The following is a 22,954-nucleotide window of genomic DNA, read 5'->3' as shown; positions in this document are numbered from 1 at the left end:
CAATAATCTACATTGAATTATTTAATTAACCCCATCAATTGCGGTAATGTCATTGAAACAGCAGGAACATAAGTGACTAAGCCTAATACCAATACAATCACGAAGAAGAATGGCAGTAACGTTTTAATGACGCCATCGATACTAATGCCACTCACCTTACATCCAGTAAATAGAATTGGGCCAACAGGCGGAGTGATGGTTCCTAATGAAAGGTTAAACACTAACAAAATCCCAAACTGTACTGGGTCCATGCCTAAACTGGTGCAAATCGGCAGGAAAATAGGTGTAAATATCAATACGGCTGGCGTTGGGTCCATAAATGTTCCCACAAACAATAAAACCAAATTGATAATCAACAAAATGATCACCGGATTAGAGGTCAGCGACATTAGCACTTCAGCAATCATGCTTGGGATCTGTGTAAACGCCATTACCCATGACATGATAGACGAGGTCGCCAGCATGAAAATCACAATGGCCGACATTTTAGCCGTGTTAAGAAAGATCTCGGGAAGCTTACGAATATCCAATGCCCGATAGCAAAAACTCAATATCAGTGAATAGACCACCGCGATGGCCGATGCTTCAGTTGCGGTAAAAACTCCACCGAGGATGCCACCGATAACAACAATAATCAGAGAAAGACTTGGTATGGCATCTAAGGTTACTTTGACACAATCTTTCAATGTCATACTATTTTTAACGATATAACCACGACGTTTTGCCATGAAACCAGCCACAATCATGACCCCTACACCCCACAAAATACCTGGGATATAGCCCCCCATAAACAAGGCCGACACCGAGACACTACCCGCCACCGTTGCGTACACAATCAATGTGTTGCTTGGTGGAATTAACATGCCTGTCGGTGCTGATGCGATGTTCACAGCGGTACTAAATGCCGTGTCGTACCCTTCTTTCTTTTCGATAGGTGACATGATTCCGCCTACCGCCGCAGCGGACGCAACACCGGAGCCGCTAATCGAACCAAACAACATGTTCGAAACTACGTTCGTTTGCGCTAAAGAACCGGGAAAGAAGCCACTGGCAATTTTGGAGAAATTAATCAGCCGTATTGCTATCCCACCATTGTTCATGATGTTCCCAGCCAGAATAAAAAACGGGATCGCCAATAAAGCAAAGGAATCTAAACCAACAAACATGCGCTGTGCAGACGTTACCATTGCACCTTGTCCCGGTAGAATGGTTAACATGGCAGCAAATGATGATATTCCGACGCTAATTGCGATAGGCGCCCCAATCACCAAAAAGAAGATCACCCCACAAAACATAATGAGCGAGGCGGTAAGTGCTAAATCCATTGTCTGCTCCTACTGCTGATTACCAACAAGTTGTTTGAATCGGATTGAAAGGTGCATTTCGTTATAGAAGAAATAAAACACCATCAATGCACCACTAATGGGAATGGCGGCATAGATGGTTCCCATCGGAATTTGCAAAGCCGAATCCATTTGCCACATTTGACGAACCGAGCTGCTATAACCGCCAATGATCATAATCGACAGAGCAAATACAACGGTGACAAACTCAATAAACATATCAAGCACGAGCTGTGTCTTTTCAGAAAACTTCTGCTTTAAGAAATTGATGGCCATATGTTCTTTTAAACCAAAAACATAAGCTGAGCCAAAAAGCACCAGCCAAATAAATAGGTAGCGCGATAACACCTCACTGACCGCACTGGGGCTATTAAAAAGATAACGAACCACCACTTGATACGTCACCAATAGAGTCATTGATGCGACAATAGCGATACAAATCCCCGACAGCAGTTTGTCTACCCATCGTTTTAAGGTATCGACTTTCGCTACTACGCCGAGTTGTTGCGGATCTGACATAATCATTTACCTTGAAAGGGTCGACACCATGGTCGACCCTGATTTAAATGGAGACTTTTTACTGAAGTGCTGCAATTTTTTTCAGCAGCGTTTGCTGTGCTGGAGTTTCAGCCAGCGCATTTTGCAAAGGCTTACAGTTATCTTGAAATGGCTTGGTGTCGACTTCCGTAAAAGTGGCGCCTTTGGCGATAACCAGAGCTTTAGCGCGCTCAATCTGTGCATTCCACAATTTGAACTCATTTGGCGTGCTTTCTTTGGCTAAACGACGAATGGTCGCTTGGTCTTCTTTTGACATGCCGTTGATAAAGTAACTGCTGATGACCACCAAATCCGGCACCATTAAATGGCGAGTTTCCGTGAAATAAGGCGCCACTTCATACTGTTTTAGATCCGCATAGGTAATTTCATTGTTTTCTGCACCATCCAGAACGCCCTGCTGCACTGCGGTATACACTTCACCTTGGCTCATCGGTACACCAGTTCCACCCATGCAAGAGAGCATTTTGATCATGGTGTCTGACTGCATCACACGGATTTTTTTACCTTTCATATCAGAAATGGTTTCAGTCGGAGCATCCTTGGTATACATGCTTCGAGCACCAGCGGTATATGCCGTTAATACTTCAAATCCATAACGTTGAGTCGATTTGAACAAATCGTTTAACACACCAGATGTAAACACTTTTTCTTGATGTTCAGGGCCACTATAAACATAAGGCATACCGATCATACGAAAGGTCTTGTCGTAGTTTTCCACCAGTGGGTTGGCGACAACGGCCATTTGAATGGCACCGTTTTGCACTAACTCCAATGCTGCACGTTGGTCACCTAATAGTTCGTTCGGATAAATCGTTAATTTATATCGACCCTCAGTTTCTTTGGTTAACTTCTCCCCAAACTCTTTTAGCGCTTCATATTGAGGATGTTTATCCGATTGATTAAACGCGGCCTTAATTTCTGTGGTCCCAAGAGCAAAGGTTGAAAAACTTAGGCTGCTGCCGACGAGAGCGGCAACGGTTAACATTTTTAGCGGTTTATTCAGCAACATATTAGTGACTCCATGTAAGGTACAGTTATTGTTATCTTGAGTTAGCGAATCGCTTGCATATCCACAAAATCCATATCATCAAAGGTTTGATTTTCTCCCAGCATGCCCCACACAAAACTGTAGTTTTGCGTGCCACACCCCGAGTGAATAGACCAACTTGGCGACAAAACTAACTGTTTGTCGCGCACCACAATATGGCGAGTTTCCTGTGGTTCACCCATGAAATGGAACACCACCTGATTAGGTGCAACGTTAAAATAGAGATAAGCTTCCATGCGACGTTCATGGGTATGGGCTGGCATGGTATTCCACACACTGCCCGGTTTGAGATGTGTCACCCCAAGGCAAAGCTGACAAGTTGGCAACACTTCAGGATGAAGATATTGGGTGATGGTTCGTGCATTGGCATTTTCAGTGCTGCCCAGCTCAATATGACGAGATTGTTCGCGAGTTATAATCCGTGATGGATAACAGTGATGAGCTGGCGCACTTAAACAATAAAGAAGCGCAGGGTCTGATTGATCGAGTGACGTAAACTCAACGTCCTGCTCACCCAAGCCCAGATACAACGCATCTAAATGGTTCAAAGTGTATTCCTGAACCGCCGTTTTCACCTTGGCAGAGCCACCCAGATTGACCACTCCTAGCTCTCGACGCTGAAGAAAATACTCCACGCCAAACGCTTTGGTATCGACAAATTCATTGAGTTTAAGTGTTGAAGTAACCGGACTCACGCCCATGACAACGATCCGGTCGATATGACTATAAACCAAGGTAATTTCGTCACTTTTAAATAAGTCTTCGGTAAGGAATTCAGAGCGCAAGCGATCAGTATCGTACGCTTTAGCATCCAATGGATTGCTGTTGTAATTCGTGTGCATAGGCACCTCCTAATTTTGGAGCTAGCCTAACACTCATTCATATTTGAGCAATATCATTTATATATGCATAAACAATTTTGTGATCAATGGTGTTAATTTTTATGAAACACCGTTTAGTTTTTTGATCAGATACAAAAATTACGAGGAAAAAATTACGAGGACACACATCTTTATGTCATCGAAATTAACGAGGACACTCACCTTTATGTCATGGTAAGTGGTGCGTCTAGCGGTGTGTGTCCCCGTAAGAAATGAATATATTACAACGTGCTCGATCCGGTCCTCCCCCCTTGGTTTTAAGGGGGGAGTTAGAGCAGTCTCTTGATCACATCTCAAAAATCTTGAGACTTGGCAAGCAAATAACCTTCAAGGATGGTTTGCAAAATTAACGAGGACACACATCTTTATGTCATGGTAAGTGGTGCGTTTAGCGGTGTGTGTCCCCGCAAGAAATGAATATATTACAGCGTACTCGATCCGGTCCTCCCCCCTTGGTTTTAAGGGGGGAGTTAGAGGGGGGATCATGCGCAGGAGTCAAGTTAATTTCCATAACCCATTGAAATAAAACAACATTTAATCAATCATCCCTTTGGGTTATTTGTTTATTCCGCAGTATGAAAGCGTCGTTTTTAAAACATGATTTACCGTTTAGCTGTGTGTATCCCCGTAAGAAAAACAATCTCCTTTAACGGTGTGTGTCCTGCTAATAACACTACTGATAACAAGAGAGACGAGTTCGTTCATCTGCGATTTTTATAAGCTTACAAAAACCACAACTATCAGAACTAACATTATGATTAGCTTCAACAAATGACGCTGGTTATTTGATGTAGTTCGGTGGCAAGGCGAATAAATCGCCAAAATGAATGTCACTTAGAAAATTAACCATAATAAAAGGTAACTCTCTTGAGATTAAAAGCAGACGTTGGCATTTTGGACATTATTCTTCACCTCGTAATTTGGGCGGTATTAAGCCTAATTACGTTTGGTATTGCCCTGATGTTCTTCCCCTACTCATTTTCGAAGTTCATTATCAATAGAACTTCTTTGATCGATGAACAGCAGCGTGAACGTAAAATGAGTTGTGAGATCAACCTTTTTGGCAATCTCCTTCATGTGTTTATTTGGTTCTTAATTTCGCTAGTGACATTTGGCATCGGCTACATTTTCTATGTCTACCGAATTTGGAACTATGCGCTAAATAACTCTACTATAGAGTTAGAGTCAGAATGACTCTTAACCCATTAAAAAAGCTGCTCTTTTTAAAAGAGCAGCTTTTGACAAGGTGGGTAACCAATCTATTTTTCGGTACTAAACTGCCTCATCACTCTTTCAAATGACCTTTTATCTTGGCTTTGTAAATTCGTTAATGTTTCAACAGCATGCGTTTCTAAGCTGTGGTGTTCAAGTTCTTTGATTTGGTGGATTGTTTTCTGTAGCTCTTTAAACTTCTTCACTTCTGCAACATCATCAGACAAATTCAAAGCCTCAATAACTTCCAGCAAAATACCGCTAATCATGCCAAGTTGGCGACCGTACGAAGCGCCACTGGTAAATATTGCCTTCTCGATATCACCATTTCCTCTTTTTATTGAATTGAAGAAGAACTCTGGTGAGATATCTTGGTTTACGCTCCCGCTTAAGGGAAAGTTAAAATTGGAATTTAGCCATGGATACATTTTTGTCTCCTTTCATAACATCGTTATGTTCTTCGCACCAATCCATCCACATTCCTCACTATTGCGGTGCAAGAAACACGCTTAACTTTCTAATTATTAGGTCAAACGACATCACCTTTTATGCAGTTAGTCTAGTACCAATCCCGGCTAACATTGGTGATTAGAGCAAAGACAGCTTCACCAAAATACGACTTCGTGATGACTTAGTAATTTGTATGCAACCGAATACACATATTCATAGAAATAATCACTTGTACTAAAAAAGACAAATAAGTTGCGGTTACTGTGATTTGTCGGTACGGTACCTTTATGCAACAATTTTATTACATAAATTCCCTTTATTATCTCCACCTCAAGGACTGAGGTTCGCCATTAAATTCATAAGGACAGAGAAAAAATGAGCAGAAATTCAATGAGCTATTATGGATACATTTTCTCTCATCTCTGTTCCATCGTGGCATTTCGCAGTGCATCGGTGGTAATTATTTGGGCATTAGTGCAACTATTTGGTCACGCTGAAAGTGTAGGTGTGTTAGTCGCGGTAATGTGGGTTGCCAATATTCTGTTTTTACCGATATCAGGCTATTTGCTCGATCGCTATGCAAAGAAAACCGTGGTGCTATTTTGCAGTATTGCCTCGGTGTTATTGGCGTTTATCTTATTATTTTCTTACCAAAGTTTTATCAGCTGCTTGATCCTTATTTCGCTTTTGTCGATTTTAAACAGCGCCATTTCTACGGCCCCTAACACCCTAATTCCACTGCTGGTGAGTAAAGAGAACCTCACGAATGCCATTGGTATCTCCTCGACCTTAAACTCACTGCAAGTGATCATTGGTGTGGTGGTTGGTGGCGGAGTAATTTATGCCGTAGGGATAGTTAATTCTCTGCTGGCCACCTTTGTTTTGTACCTGATTTCATTGCTCTTGTTCAACTTTGTGCGTTTGCCTTCTGGTGTAAAGCCCGCTCCTTCAGCTGAGAGCAAAGCGCTGCAAATCACCCAAGGTTTTCGCAGCCTAAAACAGCTTAAACCGGAGCTGATGTTCTGCTACTCCGCCATGGTCGGTAACTTTATTCTCACTCCCCTCATTTCCGTTGTCGTTCCAATTTACGTGCAGCGAACCCTCAATAACGACATCAGTTATGTGGTGCTGTTCGAATCTTCTATCGCCATTGGTATGCTGGTTGGCGGTACGCTCTCGGTGAAGATGAATCGTTGGTTCAACCGTTATCAGCAAGTATTGCTCGGCGGTTTATTGATTGGTTTAGGCGTGATGGCCTTTGCGTACACTCATACCGCCGCTATCAAAGCTATCGCACTTTTTCTCTCAGGAATGGGGTTAACGATCAAAGGGATTCAGTTTAGTTCGCTACGCGGTCATGCCGTTCCGGTTAGCCATAAAGCGCGGATTGAATCTGCGATTTTTGCCCTTTGCGTGTTAACCATCCCGCTTGGTAGCATGGCATTTAGCTATGCGATTGATATCAATCTCTTTAACATTGATACACTCATCATGACCATGGGCGGTTTGATCATTCTCTCGCTGGCGTTTATTACCCAAACTAGAGATTGCATTGAAGCGTTAACGGCTCAAGATACACAGCTTGAAAACTATTACACCACGCGCTATCCAAGGGCGTTTTTGTAGACGAAAATCAACAATGACATACACTTTTAACTAATTGTAAAATAAACAAATTACTTGAAGTTTCGAGCGCGTGATGCTCCCTCCCCAGCCCTCCCTCTAAAGAAGGAGGGAGCCAGATCGAGATCGCTATCAAAAACACGATCGAGCCAACACTAGTGAATGCTGATATAAAGCGAAGAAATTACACCACTATACCTGAGAAATTAACGAGGACACTCACCCTTATGTCATGGTAATTGGTGCCTTTAGCGGTGTGTGTCCCTGTAAGAAATGGTAATTCGCTAAGTGAAATTATCGATATTCGTAATATAATCAAACCAATACACAGCTAACACAAAAGGATTAAGGATGAACGCACCGAGTTGGAATCTCTCTGTCGCTTATCAAGGACTGGATGATGGCAAAATTGAACAAGACATCACCCTCATCAGCCAATGCATTGACGTGCTAAATCAGCATGTTGCTGAGCGCCAGTCATTCAAAGTGATGCAAAATGCGATTCAGACGCGCGAAGCGGCAAGCACGCTATTATCAACCATCAGCACGTTTGCGTCATGCCACTCGTCAGTGGATGCGACCCACACTCGCGCCAAAGCACTATCTGGTCGCATCGCCAAACTCAGCTCTGAATTGGCTCAGGCTTATACACCGTATCAAGACGTGCTTGCCACTGCAGATCAAAGCTTTATCGAGCAAGTGTTAGATCATGAAAGTGGCGATGTAGCGGGACAAGGCTTTTTGATCGCCTGCCTTCGCAAGCAGGCGCAAACCCAGCTAAGTGTTGAACAAGAGCAGCTGCTTTCTGCCATGCAGGTCGATGGCCGCGATGGGTGGGGACGCCTTTACGATAATTTGACTGGTTCACTTCAAGTGACACTGCAACACGAGGATGGCACTCAAGAAGTGATGGGGTTTTCTCAAGCGGCCAGTATTTTGTACGGCACGGATTTTAAACGCCAGCCGCTGGCATGGCGTGCAATCCAAGCGTCGATGAAAACCCATCAAGAAAGTTTTGCTGCCATTTTGAACGCGTTATCGGGTTGGCGTTTGACTGAATACCAGAAACGTTCAACTAAGCAGAAAGTGCATTTCCTTGACCCAAGTTTGCATCAAAGCCGCATTCAATTATCAACACTGGACGCCATGATGGATTGCGCCAAAGCCAACCGAGAAGTTGGTCATAAAGCAGGACAATTGATGGCCAAAGTGCACGGTTTAGACTCTATGAAACCTTGGAATCACCTGGCCGGCATGCCGAGCTTAACCGACCAAGCGCCAGAGCTTTACAGCTTTGACGATGCCATAGCGCTCATTAAAGCCGCCTTTGTCGATGTCTCGCCCGAAATGGCGGGGTTTGTCGATACCATGATCGAAAATGGCTGGATTGACGCTGCACCAAGTAGCAACCGCCGCCTTGGCGCTTACTGCACCAAATTTGCGGCTACGCGCTCACCGCTGGTGTTTATGACTTGGGGTGGCAGTCGTTCCGATCTTATGACCTTGGCACACGAACTTGGTCACGCATTCCATAACTGGGTGATGCGCGACATGCCGCTGTGTGCAACTCGCTATCCAATGACATTGGCCGAAACCGCCTCAATTTTCGCTGAAACCATCGTTCGCGACTACTTGCTCAACAAAGCGCAAACTCGCGAAGAAAAGCTTGAAATGCTGTGGGAAGAGTTATCGTCGTGCTACGCACTGATGGTGAATATTCCGGTACGTTTTGAGTTCGAAAAAACGTTTTATGAGCAGCGTCAAAATGGCGAACTATCGGCAACCGAGCTTTGCGAATTGATGAGCAGTGCTTGGAAAACTTGGTATGGCGAATCGATGGACAGAGCTGACCCGTATTTCTGGGCCAGCAAACTGCACTTTAGTATTTCTGAAGTGAGTTTCTACAACTACCCATATTTGTTTGGCTATTTGTTTAGCTTAGGAGTCTATGCTCAGCGCGAAGAAAAAGGCGCGGATTTCTACCCAGGTTATATCAGCTTGCTGCGTGATACCGGTTCGATGATGGCCGAAGAGGTGGTGCAAAAACACCTTGGTATGGATTTGAGCCAAGCAGATTTCTGGCAACAGAGTATCGATCGAGTTAAACAAAAAATCGATTTGTTTGAGCAGTTACTTAACCAAAATTAAGCTCGACTTTACGTTTATTCCAATGCCAAGTGATTTCACTTGGCATTTTTTATAGCCCGCAACGGATATACGAATAGATGACAAGTCTCAAATTAACGAGCAAATTAACGAGGACACACACCTTTATGTCATGGTGAATGGTGCTTTTAACGGTGTGTGTCCTCGTAAGAAATTAAGAAATGAGATTCAGAAAAGCCGCGAGTAAACAAGTTAGTAGTAACAGAGTTATTATTAATGAATTAAAAAAAATAAAGAATAAAAACCAATAAAAACAGAATATTACATTAACTTTCGAGCGCGTGATACTCCCTCCCCAGCCCTCCCTCTAAAGAAGGAGGGAGCCAGATCGAGATCGCTATCAAAAACACGATCAAGCCAACACTAGTGAATGCTGATATAAAGCGAAGAAATTACACCAGCTCGCCCCAGTCGTCCGACTAAAGAAGCATTAACCCGTTCCAGATCGTTGCACCAAAACGCAATTGAACTGTTACTAAAGCCAGAACAGAAAAAATAAATAAAACTAATATATTACAACGTTCTCGATCTGGTCCTCCCCCCTTGGTTTTAAGGGGGGAGTTAGAGGGGGGATCATGCGCAGGAGTCAAAAAATCCGACATAACACATTGAAATAAATATAATTTAATCAATTACCCCTTTAGATTATTGTATATTCCAAAATTAAGAAAGGGTAATATGACCGTGTAGTTAAGCCCGGACTCACCATAAGGCTTAATTAAACGTTAAATGTTATTCTGCGATGCTATTTACTTAAAGAATATTTATATTTGCATCAAAATAATATTATTAAGAGAATTAAGGAGAACTTCATCACACTCCATGCTCTATATCGTCTTAAAAAGTAAGCACATATAACACATAAAATTTTAGCGCTTTGTTAACGTATTATTTTTATAATGACCTAGGTAAATGAGCATGATAACCAACCAAAGAATTCGCGGTTTGGGATTAAGCGTGGCGTTTGTATTATTTGCAAGCTTAGCGCCAGTATCAGCCGCACCGTTAACCGCAGAGCAAAGCTTCCCTATTTGGCCAAATACTGTCGAAAATAACAATCCATCACCAAAGGAAACGGTGATCGAACGCAGTAAAGTCGCAGCTATACGCGATAGAGCTTGGATTAACATTACACAGAGTGAATTGCTTACCTTCCCAACAAATAAGCCCAGTAACTGCAGTATTGTTCTAGCTCCAGGTGGTGGCTACCAGCGCGTGGTGTTCGATAAAGAGGGGCTTGATATTGTCCCAGCTCTAAACGAACATGGGTTGAATGTATTTATCCTAAAATATCGTCTTCCAAACGCTCAAGCGTCCGACCGAGAATGGCAACCGCTGGAAGATGCACAGCGTGCTGTCCGTTTTATTCGTGCTCATGCAAAAGAATGGCAAATAAACAACCAGTGTGTCGGTATTTTAGGTTTTTCAGCCGGTGGTCAATTAGCCTCAAGTTTAGCCTCTCAATTTGACCGCTCGGTATATACACCTATTGATAGTGCAGACACTCTTTCAGCCCGACCCGATTTTGTCGGCTTAATGTATCCAGTTATCACTATGGAAAAGAAATATACCCACAATGGCACTCGCAAAGTATTATTGGGTGAATCCCCCAGTAAACAACAAATTCAGCAGCACTCAGCTGAAAAGTGGGTAACCGAAAATACGCCACCTGCCTTTATTGGTTTAGCCAATGATGATAAATCGGTCAACCAGATGAACAGCATCCGCTTTTACGAAGCATTACATGAAAATAATGTTCCCGTAGAAATGCATATCTTCCAAAAAAGTGGCCACGGTTTTGGTATTCGTAACGCCAAAGGCACCGCAAAAGAGTGGCTACCACTATTTACCCAATGGCTAGAACAAAACCAGTTTGCTGGATAAGTAGAGACAGCCCCTGATTATTTCTTCATCACATATCAGGGGCGTATAACGCCATCAACAAGATAATGATTGCGTTATTCTTTCTCCATTCTGATGCCATTACCTATTTCATCACTGCTAATAAAAACAGTGGGTAGACAAGCTCGATTCCATCGCCACTCTCTTGGCGGATTTCATAGAATGGTTCCGCTTTGGTTATGGTGAATCCGGCTTGTTTCGCCTTTTGGCACAGTTCATCTAGATCGAAACCGTTATGACCATCAAAGTCAGGATTGTGTTTATGGAATGAACCATCTTCGGCATAGAGATCGGCTATCACTAGCATACCTTGCGCTTGCAATTTTTGATAAGCAGCGGCAAAGAACTCGCCAACATTGTGAATATGGTGAAGGGCCATCAAGGTCACAATCGCTGAATGACTACCAGAAATATCCGTCAAACTTTCAACAAAATGAGTATGCACATTCGTAAATTGAGCTTGCGTTATTTTATGATGAGCGATCTCGAGCATGTTATTTGATGCATCGGCGAGATGAACGTGCTCAAAAAGATCACGCAGTTGCACGCCTAATAAACCGGTACCCGCGCCAAAATCAATCACGCTTTCATAACTTGCTAAGCGCAATTGTTTAATTTGCTGAGCCGTTGCAGTGGCTCGCTCTATTTTGGCAGGGTTGTTATCCCACGACTCCGCCACTGAATCAAAGTAATTACTCATCTAATAGCTCCTTTTCCATTCCTTTAGTAGACGCAATGATTCATCTCCGTTATAAAGAACCACCTATATGCATAATGTATCGCAGTGATTACCTAAAATCACGACCAAAGCGAAATCACGATACCACGTGAGAGAACTACAACAATAAAGGAGAAAGTATTGTGGAAATAGAATTTGTCGTGGCAGATTATGCCAACGCTCAACACGGTAAAGATATTTGTGCATTAATGGATGAATACGCCCAAGATCCAATGGGCGGGGCTGAGCCATTATCAGATTATGTCAAAAGCCATTTAGTAGCGGCTTTGGCAGAGTTACCAAACGCCATGAGCATCCTGTGCTATGTGGATGGCAATGCAGCGGCGCTCGCTAACTGCATACCCGGCTTTTCTACCTTTAAGTGTAAACCGCTGCTCAATATCCATGATTTTATGGTTTCAAGAAACTATCGTGGATTGAATTTAAGCCAAGGTTTGTTGGAAAAGGTAGAAGAGCAAGCGCGTCAAATGGGCTGTTGCAAAATCACCTTAGAAGTCTTGTCTGGAAACGAACCCGCTCAACGCAGCTACCGCAAATTCGGATTCGCTGGTTACGAGCTTGACCCGAAAATGGGTAAGGCTGAGTTTTGGCAAAAGGAAATTAAGTAAACAACGAACGAGAAAGGAGTGCAACGTGCACTCCTTTCAGGCAATAAGCGAGACTTCTCCCCACTACACTTGGGTTTGTTCTTTAGATAACTCATACAGTAAAGTCGCTGCCTGTTTAAAGTTAAGAGCTTCTGGGTCAAATTCATCACACCCGATCTCTTTCATCAATTTGGCTAACGTGTCACTACTACCGGCATAGCCCATGTCCCACTGAGGAAAGACTTTACTTTCAATACCTTGTACTCCAACGATCACCACAGAGTGATGACGCTCATCCGCAGCAATCGTTAAAAATAACTCAGTAACTTCAGCAGCATCCCCTTCTAAGATCTGAAGGAAATAGTTGTTGTCATAGCAAAGCATCCCACAAATGTCTTGCGCGTGATTATTAGCGCGCGCTTTTTCCAAAATGGCTTTCATGTCTGCTAGCGACATTTCACGAGTTGCTTGGCTGTAATAAAGCAAACGAATCAGTTTCATTACTCCACCTTTTGACCAGTTATGCACTATTTTAAAAAGTAGCCGAGTAAATCCTAAAGGGGAAAGTTTGTGATCAATTTTTTATTAATCAGTACTCAAGAAGATTTGCAACCCTTGGCGCATTTTCAACCTCATAAAGAAGTTAAACTCGCCAAGATCAAAAAATGGATACGGGATAATGCCTACGGGTTGGTGCTGATTGATTTTGCCACCTGTGGTCATAAAATGACATCCGATATCATTCGTTATACACGCACCATGCTTAGAAACCCTCGTATTGGTCTGTGGCTAGTTTGCGATCAAAGTGATGTGTTTGAAGTGGATGACGACACACTATGGCCAGACCGGATCGTTCGTATCAACGAAATCTCGCATCCTTCATTTAGTGCCGCGATTCAAAACGAACTTAACCGCCAGTTCTCAAGTCAGCAGTTACTTCAAGAGCAACAGCTTAATGTTGCGTTAATCTCCAAGGTAAACCAATTTAATCGCCGAGATTTGGTGGTACAAGCTTCACTCACCGAATTCGTCGAATCCTTAGACGTATTTTGTCAGTCAACTCAAACGTACGTCGTCAAACCAACAAAGAATCAAGATGAACCCAAGGTATATTCATTAACAGAAAGCAAAGAAAAGCTGGCCATTATCCCAAACCCACCAGCATTAAAAGCAATGCTCGATAAAATACAAAACAGTGACCTACCCAATATTGTCTTTCCAGACGAAACGCAAAATCAAACTGCGCTAGTTTTCCCAATCATGATTTTTGGCGAGCGCTTTTGTACTGTGATTTGTCTTGTTGACAGCAACCATGCCGACCACCTTTCGGTATCACGAGTGAAAATCATTGAAGAAGCTGCATCGCAACTGCGTATCAGCTTAGAAAGTCTGGAAGCTCAACGGCGCATGAAGTTTCACTATTCACGCCTAAAAACCACGCTGTCAGAGTTACAAAAAACCAAAGAACACCTTGTTCACTCAGAAAAAATGGCCTCTGTCGGACGCCTAGCTGCCGGTATTGCCCATGAAATTAATAACCCTTTAAGTATTGCTCTAGGTAACTTTACACCGCTCAATCATTACGTCGATTCAATGCTTTCACTGATAAAAATGCACGATGATATTATCGGCTCACTGAATCAACAAGACGCTCTGCCTGATACCGGCAAGCTGTCTCAATTTAAGCAAGATAACGATGTTCAGTTTATTTGTGATGACCTTTCTGCAGTGATCGAAGATTCAAAAGCCAGTTTAGTACGAGTTAAAAATATTGTTGCAGACCTTAGTTCATTTACTACTCAAAACAGCGACGATTTGGCATCATTCAGCCTGTTCGACGCATGCCAAGATGTCATAAAACTGTACCATTATTCAAATGGACATAAGCTCAAGATCGACAACTTTGTTCCTAAAGACATTCAATTGACGAGTGAAAGAAATCAAGTTTCTCAAGCCATTAACCATGTGGTAGAAAACGCAATTGAAGCATTAGCAGAACGAGATGATGGCCACATTGAGATAAATGGAACTCAAGATACGCAAGGATTACATCTAACAATCCACGATAACGGACCGGGAATACCACAAGACACCCTGAAGCATGTGTTTGATCCTTTCTATTCAACCAAAGGCCTTAAAGAAGGGCGTGGTTTGGGCCTATCTGTTACCTATCATCTACTTGAAAAGTTAAACGCGAAGATATCGATAAAAAGTGAGGTGAATATGGGTACAACGGTTACGCTTGTTTTTACTAAAGTTGAACAGAATTGATTATGTAAGTAACAACATTATATATAGTTTGGTTCTAAGCTATGATAGATTCGCTCTCAAAATCACAGTCTGCAACGTGATGATCATTACTCAATTTGAGTAATGCACACCGAATCATGTGACTCTTTAGCATTATTGAATGTGTTTTCATAAACCGCATTCCAGAATAAATGGGGCCATCCATCTAAAAATGAAACATCAAACAAAGGTAATGGTAACATATCGCGTCCACAAATCGCATCCATATAAGCAATGTTAGCGGCCTGATTGGAAATAAACTTACGCAGAGCTTCCTTCATGGGTTCATCAAAGCAAACATCATTCATACCAGACCAGCACGGGGTACCTAAGACAGCATCATGCACCTCAGGTGCAATATGGGCATTACCTTCTTGAATAATTGTAAAAGTCATATTTACACTCCATTTGGTAAGACGATAAAGTATTTTTCCTACGAATTGTTAAGTACAGAAACGTTTTTTTTCATAAGGTAAATTTTTTACACAAATCTTCCTTTTCAAATTAATCATCCTTGAAACCAACGATCACTTTGCTGGTTATATCACTAGCATTCCAATTGATACTTTTTGATCCGCCGCCATAATGTGGTTGAACTCATCCCGAGTATCGTAGACGCTTTCGTGCGATCGCCGTTGGTTTTCGCAAGCACCTGACTGATCAGTTCCCTCTCGCTTTTTTCCAAAGACATTTCAACATCGTTATCGCTGTCGATTGAGGGAGAAAAATTCGCTTCTTCGCTATTGGTGATGATATCTCTGACCGAAATTTGATTAGAATCACACAGCACCATCAGGCGATAGATCAATGCTTGTAACTCCCTTATATTCCCCGGCCACTGATATTGCAGCATATAGTCTATTGCCTCATCCGTAAAATTCAGCTTTATATCATTCATTGCCAATATGTTATTGGCTAACAACAAAATATCGTGTCCACGATCTTGTAAACTCGGAATCGACAATTTCAAAATATTGAGGCGGTAATAAAAATCAATTCTAAATTTATTTTGTTCAACTAATCGCTTCAACGATTTATTACTGGCGGTAATAAGTCGAAAGTTCGTCGAGATTAATGACGAGCCCCCCACTCGGGAAAAGTTTTTTTCTTGTAATACGCGCAGAAGCTTTAACTGGACGAGAGACGATATTTCGCTGACTTCATCAAGAAATAATGTACCGCCATCTACCATGTCAAAAATACCAAGTTTTCCGCCTTTTTTCGCCCCAGTAAATACCCCTTCTTCGTAACCAAATAATTCACTTTCTAATAAAGTTTCTGGTATTGCAGAGCAGTTAACCGCAATAAATGGTTGGTTTTTTCTCATGCTCGCATTGTGAATACTTTGAGCAAATAATTCTTTCCCTGTACCGGTTGGACCTTCAATATATACGGGGAGATCGTTAGTTGCGTAACGTTGAGCAAACTCTATACACGCTAAGACTTCAGCTGACTCGCCAATAATATCTGAAAATGTATATTTAGCGGGAAACTTACTTTTTCTAAAACTTTCCCTCTCTATCATTTTATTGGTAATAGAAATTGCTCTTAATATCGTAAATGGTGTTTCTTTAACATGAACATTAGTAATTGAAACATCAAAATACTTTTGCTGACATGACAAGTAATAAGACTTAACCTCTTGCTCGCTGATGATATATTCGTAGAGTTCTTTGAATACTTGCAATCTAAGAATATTATCACCTTTCTTACATGAAAATTGTCGTTTAGCTTCACTATTTAATTCAAGAATAACACCTTTATTATTAAATGCTAGAATCGAATCTCTCACATTATTACATAATGAATCAACGATATCATACCTAAAAAACTGATCTTTTATATATTTTAAAATATTGATAGATTGATTTATCGCCATTTCTATAGATAAATTATCGGTATCCCCCATGACTACTTCTAGATTATTTATCTTCGCATATTTCGATACAGATAAACCTCCAATGACCACATCATACCCGTCCTGTTTCAGTTTAATCATCACATGCTCAATATCTTTATGATTATAAACTCGACAAACTTGGAACTGCTCATTGGTCATTGTCTGGAAATGATTTAGCATATTACAATATTGAGGAAAACCTACTGCAGCAAGCTTCTTACCACGCAACTTAGCTTCTTCAACTGTTTTATAAATACCAAAAAAATCGTGTGGAATTTCAATAACTGGAATATCAAGATTTCGTCTTAATACATTTGCCGTCCCACCACGACTTATGATAACCTTTACCCCTTCATTGATTAATTCACGGGCTTTATCAATTGCATCATAATGCTCAAGCTCATAAATAAGGATATCAATATCTTTCTCTATCAATAATGTTGATATCCGTTCAGATATAACTCTAGATACAGAAAATATAGCAATTTCGTGATAATCCAACATAGATACCAATCATACTTCGATGTGTTTAAATAAGTATACCCAACTCAAAATTAAATAAACTTGAGTTAGGTAATACTTTTAAAAAAACACATGAGATATAGATCTAACTCTCATGTGTTATATTTATAACCACGTAATTTAATATTTAAAAACTGACTCGCCGATATACAAGCTTCCCATCACACACCGTTGCCACATTGTCTAAATAATGATCACCATGAATTTTAACTCCATTTGTATCTTCAAATTCAACCGAGGACATTTCTTTCTTTAATAGAGAAATATCAGCAAATGCACCCGGCGACAACGTACCTATTTCCCCTTGCATGTGCATTAATCTTGCGGGTGTACTTGTCACCGCCTTAATCACATTATTGAGTGGAACGCCCAAATTAAGATATTTCGACATAACATACAATAAGCTAAATACTTTTTCCGTTCTTAGTGAGTTTTTCTGCGTCAAATCAGTACTGATAATGTCAGGATAGAAACCATCATCAATTGCTGCTTTGGCAACCTTAAAATCAAAATGAGCGACGCCATTGGAACAATCAAATATGACTCCACGTTTTTGCGCATCTTTTATTTCAGGATAAACCTTACCATTATCATCAATAATCGTATTACCCACACCATGATAACAATGTGCTAGTACGTCATCTTGACCAAAATACTCAATAGCTTCATAGAGTGGTCGAGTTGAATCAGTCACATGAACACAGAAATGAGTATTCAATTCTTTGGCCAAGTGAGCCGTCACTTCTAAAGGATCTTTTTCAAAACCTTTATTAATCGTAATATCCTTACTATAACGCAACTTCAAGCCAAGAATATTGTCATTACTCTTCACTAATGCGCTAATTTTATCAATATTGTAATTAGCTGGATTGGTATTTTCCAAATAACCAGTAGGCCCACCACCTAATGTCGATAATCCGACATTAACAACATTAAGATAACTACGAATTTTCACCATCGCTGGTGTGACGACATGTTTATAAAATGCAGGGAAATTCACCCATCCACAGCTACCGGCATCGACCACACTCGTCACCCCATTGGGTAAACAGATGACATCAGGGTTCACACCAATCGCAGTACCATCTTCATAAATATGGGCGTGGAAATCGATAAGACCCGGAACAACGTAACAACCTTGCGCATCAATGACGGTATCTGCATCGACGAACTTATCTTTAATATCGACAATCTTATCGCCAACGATACCAATATCAGTCTGAGTAAAATCATTTCTATCGGAATCGTAGGTGGTTCCATTTTTGATCAGAATATCAATTTTCATATCATCTCCTAATGCATACCAATAAGATTCCAGTAAGGAATACCAATAAAGACATATGCAATGATGTTAATCAGCACGAAGAAAGTACCTATTTTCCAGAATGTTTTCTGAGGTACATAACCGCTTGAGAAAGTAATCACCCCCGCACCATTACCATAGTGGGTTAACAGTGCACCGTAACCTGCTGAAAACGCTAGAGACAAACCGATATATAGCGGATCAGCGTTGGTGGTTAATCCCAAGGTAAAGAGCACTGGATAGAACGAGACGACGAAAGCACTGTTTGAAACAAAGAAGTAACGTACAGCTAAGCTAAAGATCACCAAGACAAAAATCGCAGTAAATTGGCTGTAGCCCGATAAGTCGACGTAACTTTGAATGACATCAACTAAATAGGTGTAAAATCCCCCTTTCGACAGCGCTGTAGCAACACCATAAAACGCACCGTACCAAACGAAAGTTTGCCATGCCGATTTTTCACTCACGACATCTTCCCAAGTCAGTACTTTAAAGAGCAACAAACACGCCAAAAATGCCAAACCGACAGAGACGTATTTTACGCCAGTGATTGACCCGGTCATCCATCCCAAAACACCTAGGACGAAAAAGACAATCAATAGTTTTTCTTCACGGCTAATCACGCCCAACTCTTCCAGACCTTTTTGAGCAATTTCTTTCACATTATCAATTGCTTTTAACTCTGGCGCGTAAATTTTATACATGATGTATGGTGCACCAAGTAGGACAATACCGGCCGGTACAATCGATGCTTTAAGCCACTGCATCCATTCCAGATGGATATGCAGAATTTCATTAGCTAAAGAGACGATAATGGAGTTCGTTGCCATACCCGTCATGAACAAAGAGGAGGTCCCCATCGATACAACGTACATCAAAATAGTAAGGTAAGCCCCTAATTTTCTTGGGTTATGGTCAGGAGAAGAACCTAAACTTTCCGCAATATTTCTAAAGATGGGATAGGTTATACCACCAGAACGAGACATGTTGGACCCAGTCGCAGGGGCTAACAATGTATCGGTAAACATCATCATATAACCCAACGTAAGCGTATTATTACCAAAACGACGTAACAACAAATAAGCAATACGTTTCCCCAAACCGGTAATCACAAACGCTCGGCAGATAATAAAGGCACTGATAATGAACCACACCAAAGGGTGACCAAAACCAGCAAATAGAACATTGGAATCAACGAACAATGAGGCAAAACCCGCAATGATCAACATCATTACGGAATCGGTATAGGGTCGGAATACCAAGCCATATAACATAGCCAAATAGATACCAACCATATGCCAAGTACTGACTTGTAACGCCTCAGGATTGGGTATTACCCAAAATAGCCCTGCGATGATCACCACAGGTAATAATTTATGAATATTCATAGTTCACCTAGTTTCACGTCGAGCCTGAGGTCGTCATTCGCCTCAGGCTGCTATTATTGGAATAATTATTGATAGGAACCGTCGATAAACTCGGTACCTTTAGACTCTAACGAACGCATAACCCAGCTCTTATCGGCTTTTCCTAAACGAGCAGCTTCGACTTTGCTTGCGTCAAATTTGGAATACTCTTTGGCCGCACTCAGTAAGGTTTCCGCATCTTTTAGAGGAATCGCTATTACACCGTCCGCGTCACCCAAAATGAGATCACCGGGACAAACCGCGACCCCACCAACAGCAATCGGTGTATTCACTTCACCAGGGCCTTCTTTAAACGGACCAGCAGGATTTGAGCCAGTGGTAAAAAGAGGAAAATCCATTTGCGATAGAGCGTCAATATCACGAATAGGGGCATCCAACACAATGCCAGCGATTTTGCGGTCGTATTTGGCGTAAGTAACCATAATTTCACCCATGATGGCGCGTGAACGATCGCCTTCATTGGACACCACAATCACATCATTAGGTCCTGCCATTTCCAGTGCTGCATGCAGCATGAGGTTATCCCCTGCGCGCACTTTAACGGTAATGGCGAAACCTGCCATGATTGGTTTAGACGGTTTGGAGATAAGACGAATATCTTGTCCAAGTACCGCGATGCGGTTCATTTTGTCAGCCACGTTCGCCACAGGCAGTTGTTCATACTCAGGCAACAAATTCAGTTTAAGTTCTTGACGACTCTTGAAAATTCGGTTTCCAATTGACATTATTCTTCTCCTTCAAATCCAGGAACTGGCCAGCTTGGTTTTTTGCCTGACAGCACTTCATCAATCCCGATAGCAGAATGTAGCGAAGCACGATCGGTCGCTTCTTTAGTGGCGGCCCCAATGTGTGGACCAATCACAATATTGTCTAAAGCGAAGATAGGATTTTTCGAATTGAACGGTTCTTCTTTAAGCACATCCACTCCAGCACCAGCGATTAAATGGTCAGAGAGCGCTTCATATAAGGCAGGTTCATCCACCACTTTGCCACGGGCCGTATTAATGAAATACGCGTTTTTTTTCATAAGAGAGAATTGGCGTTTGCCAACAAAGTCCATGGTTTCAGGTGTTGCAGGGCAGTGCAGTGTGACAAAGTCACTGGCTTCAAAGATATGATCAAAATCGGAAGTGAGTTCCACACCTTCAGGCATATCTGCTTGAGTTTTATAAGGATCGTAAGCGATAACTTTCATGTTAAAGCCATGAAGCGCTTTTTTGGCAACACGAGAGCCGATATTACCAACCCCAATAATGCCTAAGGTTTTGCCATCGAGTTCCACTTTGGGGGTTTTCAGTTTGGCGTAGTAGTAATCTTCCAACATGTAGTTTTCTACACGTTTAAAGTTACGTGAGCAGTACAGCATGTAGAACATTGCGAGTTCAGCAACCGACATACTGTTAGCCACCGGAGCATTCAGGACAACCACACCATGACGTTTGGCTGATTCCAAATCCACGGTGTCATACCCAGCACCGTGACGAGCTACTACTTTTAGGTTTTTGGCTGCAGTGAAGACTGCATCGGTCATTTTGGAAAGTCTTACGATAATTCCATCACAATCAGGAATATCACGAATAATATCTTGCTCTTCCATACCAGAGCCATTAATTAGCTCATAGCCACGACTTTCAAGATATTCACGACCTTCTTTCATAATTTCTTGAGGAAGAAGAATTTTATAACTCATTTTTTGCTCCTTATTTTTCAGACATGTATATAGGAGCAGCTAATGTGCCAAAGAAAAAAATCATGAGTAAAAAAATATAAGATTATGATTTTAATACTTTTTTAAAAAATCAGCATAAAGCACATAAGTGATAAAGATCGCAAATGATTTTTTATACTTCTAAAACAAATTTCATAATGAAATGCAGAATTTCAATATGAAAGAGAAAATAAATAAATATCACAAAATACCTTCATATATTCAAACTAACTGTTCATCAAATGATTTTTTTGACTCGTACTATCTGGGGTGACAACTACGCCATATCAATGAATAACCAGATGTTACTGTGACAACATTTCGTTCCCCAATACTGACCAAACAACACTAACAAAAAAGTACGTACTTACATTTTGTAAGCGTTAGTGGCAAGCTAGATTCCAACGAATTAACGATAACCGTTCCTTGGAGGACATTATGATTGGTGTAACAGGTGCAACAGGTCAATTAGGCCATTTAGTGATTGAACATCTTCTAAAAACCACTGCGGCAAATCAAATTGTGGCACTGGTGCGCAACCCACAAAAAGCCAATGCATTAAAAGAATTAGGGGTAGAGGTTCGTGAAGCTGATTATGCAAAACCAGACACACTCCCTAGTGCTTTTTCTGGATTAGATAAGCTGCTGTTAGTCTCTTCTAGCGAAGTAGGTCAACGTGCGACTCAGCATCAAAATGTTATTGATGCAGCAAAAGCCGCGGGCGTACAACTGCTGGCTTACACCAGTATTTTACATGCCGATACATCGCCTTTAGCTCTAGCGAAAGAACACGTCGCAACCGAAACTTATTTACGCGAAGCAGATGTACCTTACGTCGTACTGCGAAATGGTTGGTATACTGAAAATTACCTAGCAAGCGTTGCTCCAGCTCTTGAAAATCAGGCATTCATTGGTGCCGCTGGTAACGGAAGAATAAGCTCCGCGACTCGTAACGACTTCGCTCAAGCTGCCGCAGTAGTACTAACAAGTAGCGAACCACAAGTCGGTAAGGTTTATGAACTATCGGGGGATGAGAGTTACACCCTGGCGGATCTCTGTGCGATTTTGAGCGAAGAATCTGGTAATGCGATTCCTTACGTTAACATGCCTGAAGAGGACTATGCGAAAGCATTAGAAAGCGCAGGGATACCAGCTCCATTTGCTGCAATTCTGGCAGACTCTGATGCTGGTGCCTCACAGGGTGCACTTTTTGATGATAGCCATGTACTGAGTAAATTGATTGGTCGACCAACCACAGCATTACGCCCACTCGTAAAAGCAGCATTGTAATTTCAG

20 protein-coding genes are annotated in these 22,954 nt (G+C 41.6%); 7 read left to right on the top strand and 13 right to left on the bottom strand.

What is annotated here, in order from left to right; translation table 11 throughout:
- Positions 1-17: 17 nt before the first annotated feature.
- The 4 genes from JCM16456_RS18005 to kduI are packed head-to-tail and all read right to left on the bottom strand — an operon-like array spanning position 18 to position 3,791.
- Complete coding sequence (locus JCM16456_RS18005; RefSeq protein ID WP_068717098.1) at positions 18-1,325, bottom strand: TRAP transporter large permease; 1,308 nt, start codon at positions 1,323-1,325, stop codon at positions 18-20.
- A gap of 9 nt (positions 1,326-1,334) precedes the next feature.
- Entirely contained in the window at positions 1,335-1,862 is a 528-nt protein-coding gene (locus tag JCM16456_RS18000; protein WP_068717096.1) for a TRAP transporter small permease, read from the bottom strand.
- Between the two features lie 58 nt (positions 1,863-1,920).
- Positions 1,921-2,910, bottom strand: coding sequence for a TRAP transporter substrate-binding protein (locus JCM16456_RS17995; RefSeq protein ID WP_068717094.1), 990 nt, complete (start codon positions 2,908-2,910; stop codon positions 1,921-1,923).
- 41 nt (positions 2,911-2,951) lie between these two features.
- Positions 2,952-3,791, bottom strand: a complete 840-nt coding sequence (kduI, locus tag JCM16456_RS17990; RefSeq protein ID WP_068717093.1) for a 5-dehydro-4-deoxy-D-glucuronate isomerase — start codon at positions 3,789-3,791, stop codon at positions 2,952-2,954.
- A gap of 906 nt (positions 3,792-4,697) precedes the next feature.
- On the opposite strand from kduI, the gene JCM16456_RS17985 reads away from it, so the two are divergent.
- On the top strand, positions 4,698-5,024 hold the full coding sequence (locus JCM16456_RS17985) for a DUF6693 family protein (protein ID WP_068717091.1): 327 nt from the start codon (positions 4,698-4,700) through the stop codon (positions 5,022-5,024).
- Between the two features lie 65 nt (positions 5,025-5,089).
- Here JCM16456_RS17985 and JCM16456_RS24075 read toward each other — a convergent pair whose 3' ends face one another.
- Positions 5,090-5,470, bottom strand: a complete 381-nt coding sequence (locus JCM16456_RS24075) for a hypothetical protein (protein ID WP_068717089.1) — start codon at positions 5,468-5,470, stop codon at positions 5,090-5,092.
- A 397-nt stretch (positions 5,471-5,867) separates the two neighbouring features.
- Here JCM16456_RS24075 and JCM16456_RS17975 point away from each other — a divergent pair, with 397 nt between their 5' ends.
- The 3 genes from JCM16456_RS17975 (at position 5,868) to JCM16456_RS17965 (ending at position 11,165) form a co-directional block, all read left to right on the top strand.
- Positions 5,868-7,118: an MFS transporter gene (locus JCM16456_RS17975; protein ID WP_082712369.1), complete on the top strand. Its 1,251-nt coding sequence runs from the start codon at positions 5,868-5,870 to the stop codon at positions 7,116-7,118.
- Between the two features lie 348 nt (positions 7,119-7,466).
- Positions 7,467-9,263, top strand: a complete 1,797-nt coding sequence (locus JCM16456_RS17970) for a M3 family oligoendopeptidase (RefSeq protein ID WP_068717084.1) — start codon at positions 7,467-7,469, stop codon at positions 9,261-9,263.
- Between the two features lie 930 nt (positions 9,264-10,193).
- A complete protein-coding gene (locus JCM16456_RS17965; protein ID WP_082712368.1) occupies positions 10,194-11,165 on the top strand; it encodes an alpha/beta hydrolase in 972 nt (323 codons plus the stop codon).
- Between the two features lie 103 nt (positions 11,166-11,268).
- On the opposite strand, the gene JCM16456_RS17960 is transcribed toward JCM16456_RS17965, so the two are convergent.
- Positions 11,269-11,883, bottom strand: coding sequence for a class I SAM-dependent DNA methyltransferase (locus JCM16456_RS17960; protein WP_068717080.1), 615 nt, complete (start codon positions 11,881-11,883; stop codon positions 11,269-11,271).
- A 161-nt stretch (positions 11,884-12,044) separates the two neighbouring features.
- Between JCM16456_RS17960 and JCM16456_RS17955 the strand changes: the two genes are divergently transcribed.
- Positions 12,045-12,530: a GNAT family N-acetyltransferase gene (locus JCM16456_RS17955; protein ID WP_068717078.1), complete on the top strand. Its 486-nt coding sequence runs from the start codon at positions 12,045-12,047 to the stop codon at positions 12,528-12,530.
- A 63-nt stretch (positions 12,531-12,593) separates the two neighbouring features.
- Here the strand turns inward: JCM16456_RS17955 and JCM16456_RS17950 are convergent, their stop codons facing one another.
- Positions 12,594-13,010 (bottom strand): BLUF domain-containing protein, encoded by a 417-nt coding sequence (locus JCM16456_RS17950; protein ID WP_068717076.1) that lies wholly within the window; start codon positions 13,008-13,010, stop codon positions 12,594-12,596.
- Positions 13,011-13,079: 69 nt separating this feature from the next.
- Here JCM16456_RS17950 and JCM16456_RS17945 point away from each other — a divergent pair, with 69 nt between their 5' ends.
- Positions 13,080-14,780: a sensor histidine kinase gene (locus JCM16456_RS17945; protein WP_068717074.1), complete on the top strand. Its 1,701-nt coding sequence runs from the start codon at positions 13,080-13,082 to the stop codon at positions 14,778-14,780.
- Between the two features lie 86 nt (positions 14,781-14,866).
- Here JCM16456_RS17945 and JCM16456_RS17940 read toward each other — a convergent pair whose 3' ends face one another.
- From JCM16456_RS17940 to JCM16456_RS17915, 6 genes are all read right to left on the bottom strand, one after another.
- Positions 14,867-15,193 carry a hypothetical protein gene (locus JCM16456_RS17940; RefSeq protein ID WP_068717072.1) on the bottom strand — a complete coding sequence of 109 codons (327 nt, stop codon included), beginning with the start codon at positions 15,191-15,193 and terminating at the stop codon, positions 14,867-14,869.
- Positions 15,194-15,345: 152 nt separating this feature from the next.
- On the bottom strand, positions 15,346-17,202 hold the full coding sequence (locus JCM16456_RS17935) for a sigma 54-interacting transcriptional regulator (RefSeq protein ID WP_068717070.1): 1,857 nt from the start codon (positions 17,200-17,202) through the stop codon (positions 15,346-15,348).
- Between the two features lie 145 nt (positions 17,203-17,347).
- Positions 17,348-18,505: a metallo-dependent hydrolase gene (locus JCM16456_RS17930; RefSeq protein WP_068717068.1), complete on the bottom strand. Its 1,158-nt coding sequence runs from the start codon at positions 18,503-18,505 to the stop codon at positions 17,348-17,350.
- Between the two features lie 8 nt (positions 18,506-18,513).
- A complete protein-coding gene (locus JCM16456_RS17925; protein ID WP_068717066.1) occupies positions 18,514-19,911 on the bottom strand; it encodes a DASS family sodium-coupled anion symporter in 1,398 nt (465 codons plus the stop codon).
- A 65-nt stretch (positions 19,912-19,976) separates the two neighbouring features.
- Positions 19,977-20,675: an RraA family protein gene (locus JCM16456_RS17920; RefSeq protein ID WP_068717064.1), complete on the bottom strand. Its 699-nt coding sequence runs from the start codon at positions 20,673-20,675 to the stop codon at positions 19,977-19,979.
- On the bottom strand, positions 20,675-21,640 hold the full coding sequence (locus JCM16456_RS17915; protein WP_068717062.1) for a hydroxyacid dehydrogenase: 966 nt from the start codon (positions 21,638-21,640) through the stop codon (positions 20,675-20,677). The genes JCM16456_RS17920 and JCM16456_RS17915 overlap by 1 nt, the downstream gene beginning before the upstream one ends.
- Before the next feature lie 456 nt (positions 21,641-22,096).
- On the opposite strand from JCM16456_RS17915, the gene JCM16456_RS17910 reads away from it, so the two are divergent.
- A complete protein-coding gene (locus JCM16456_RS17910) occupies positions 22,097-22,948 on the top strand; it encodes an SDR family oxidoreductase (protein WP_068717060.1) in 852 nt (283 codons plus the stop codon).
- Positions 22,949-22,954: the final 6 nt, after the last annotated feature.

The organism is Vibrio tritonius, assembly GCF_001547935.1.
In the GTDB taxonomy this organism is placed as follows: Bacteria; Pseudomonadota; Gammaproteobacteria; order Enterobacterales; family Vibrionaceae; genus Vibrio; species Vibrio tritonius.
Note: the sequence above shows the minus strand (reverse complement) of the source record. Positions and strands in the feature narration are given on the sequence as shown.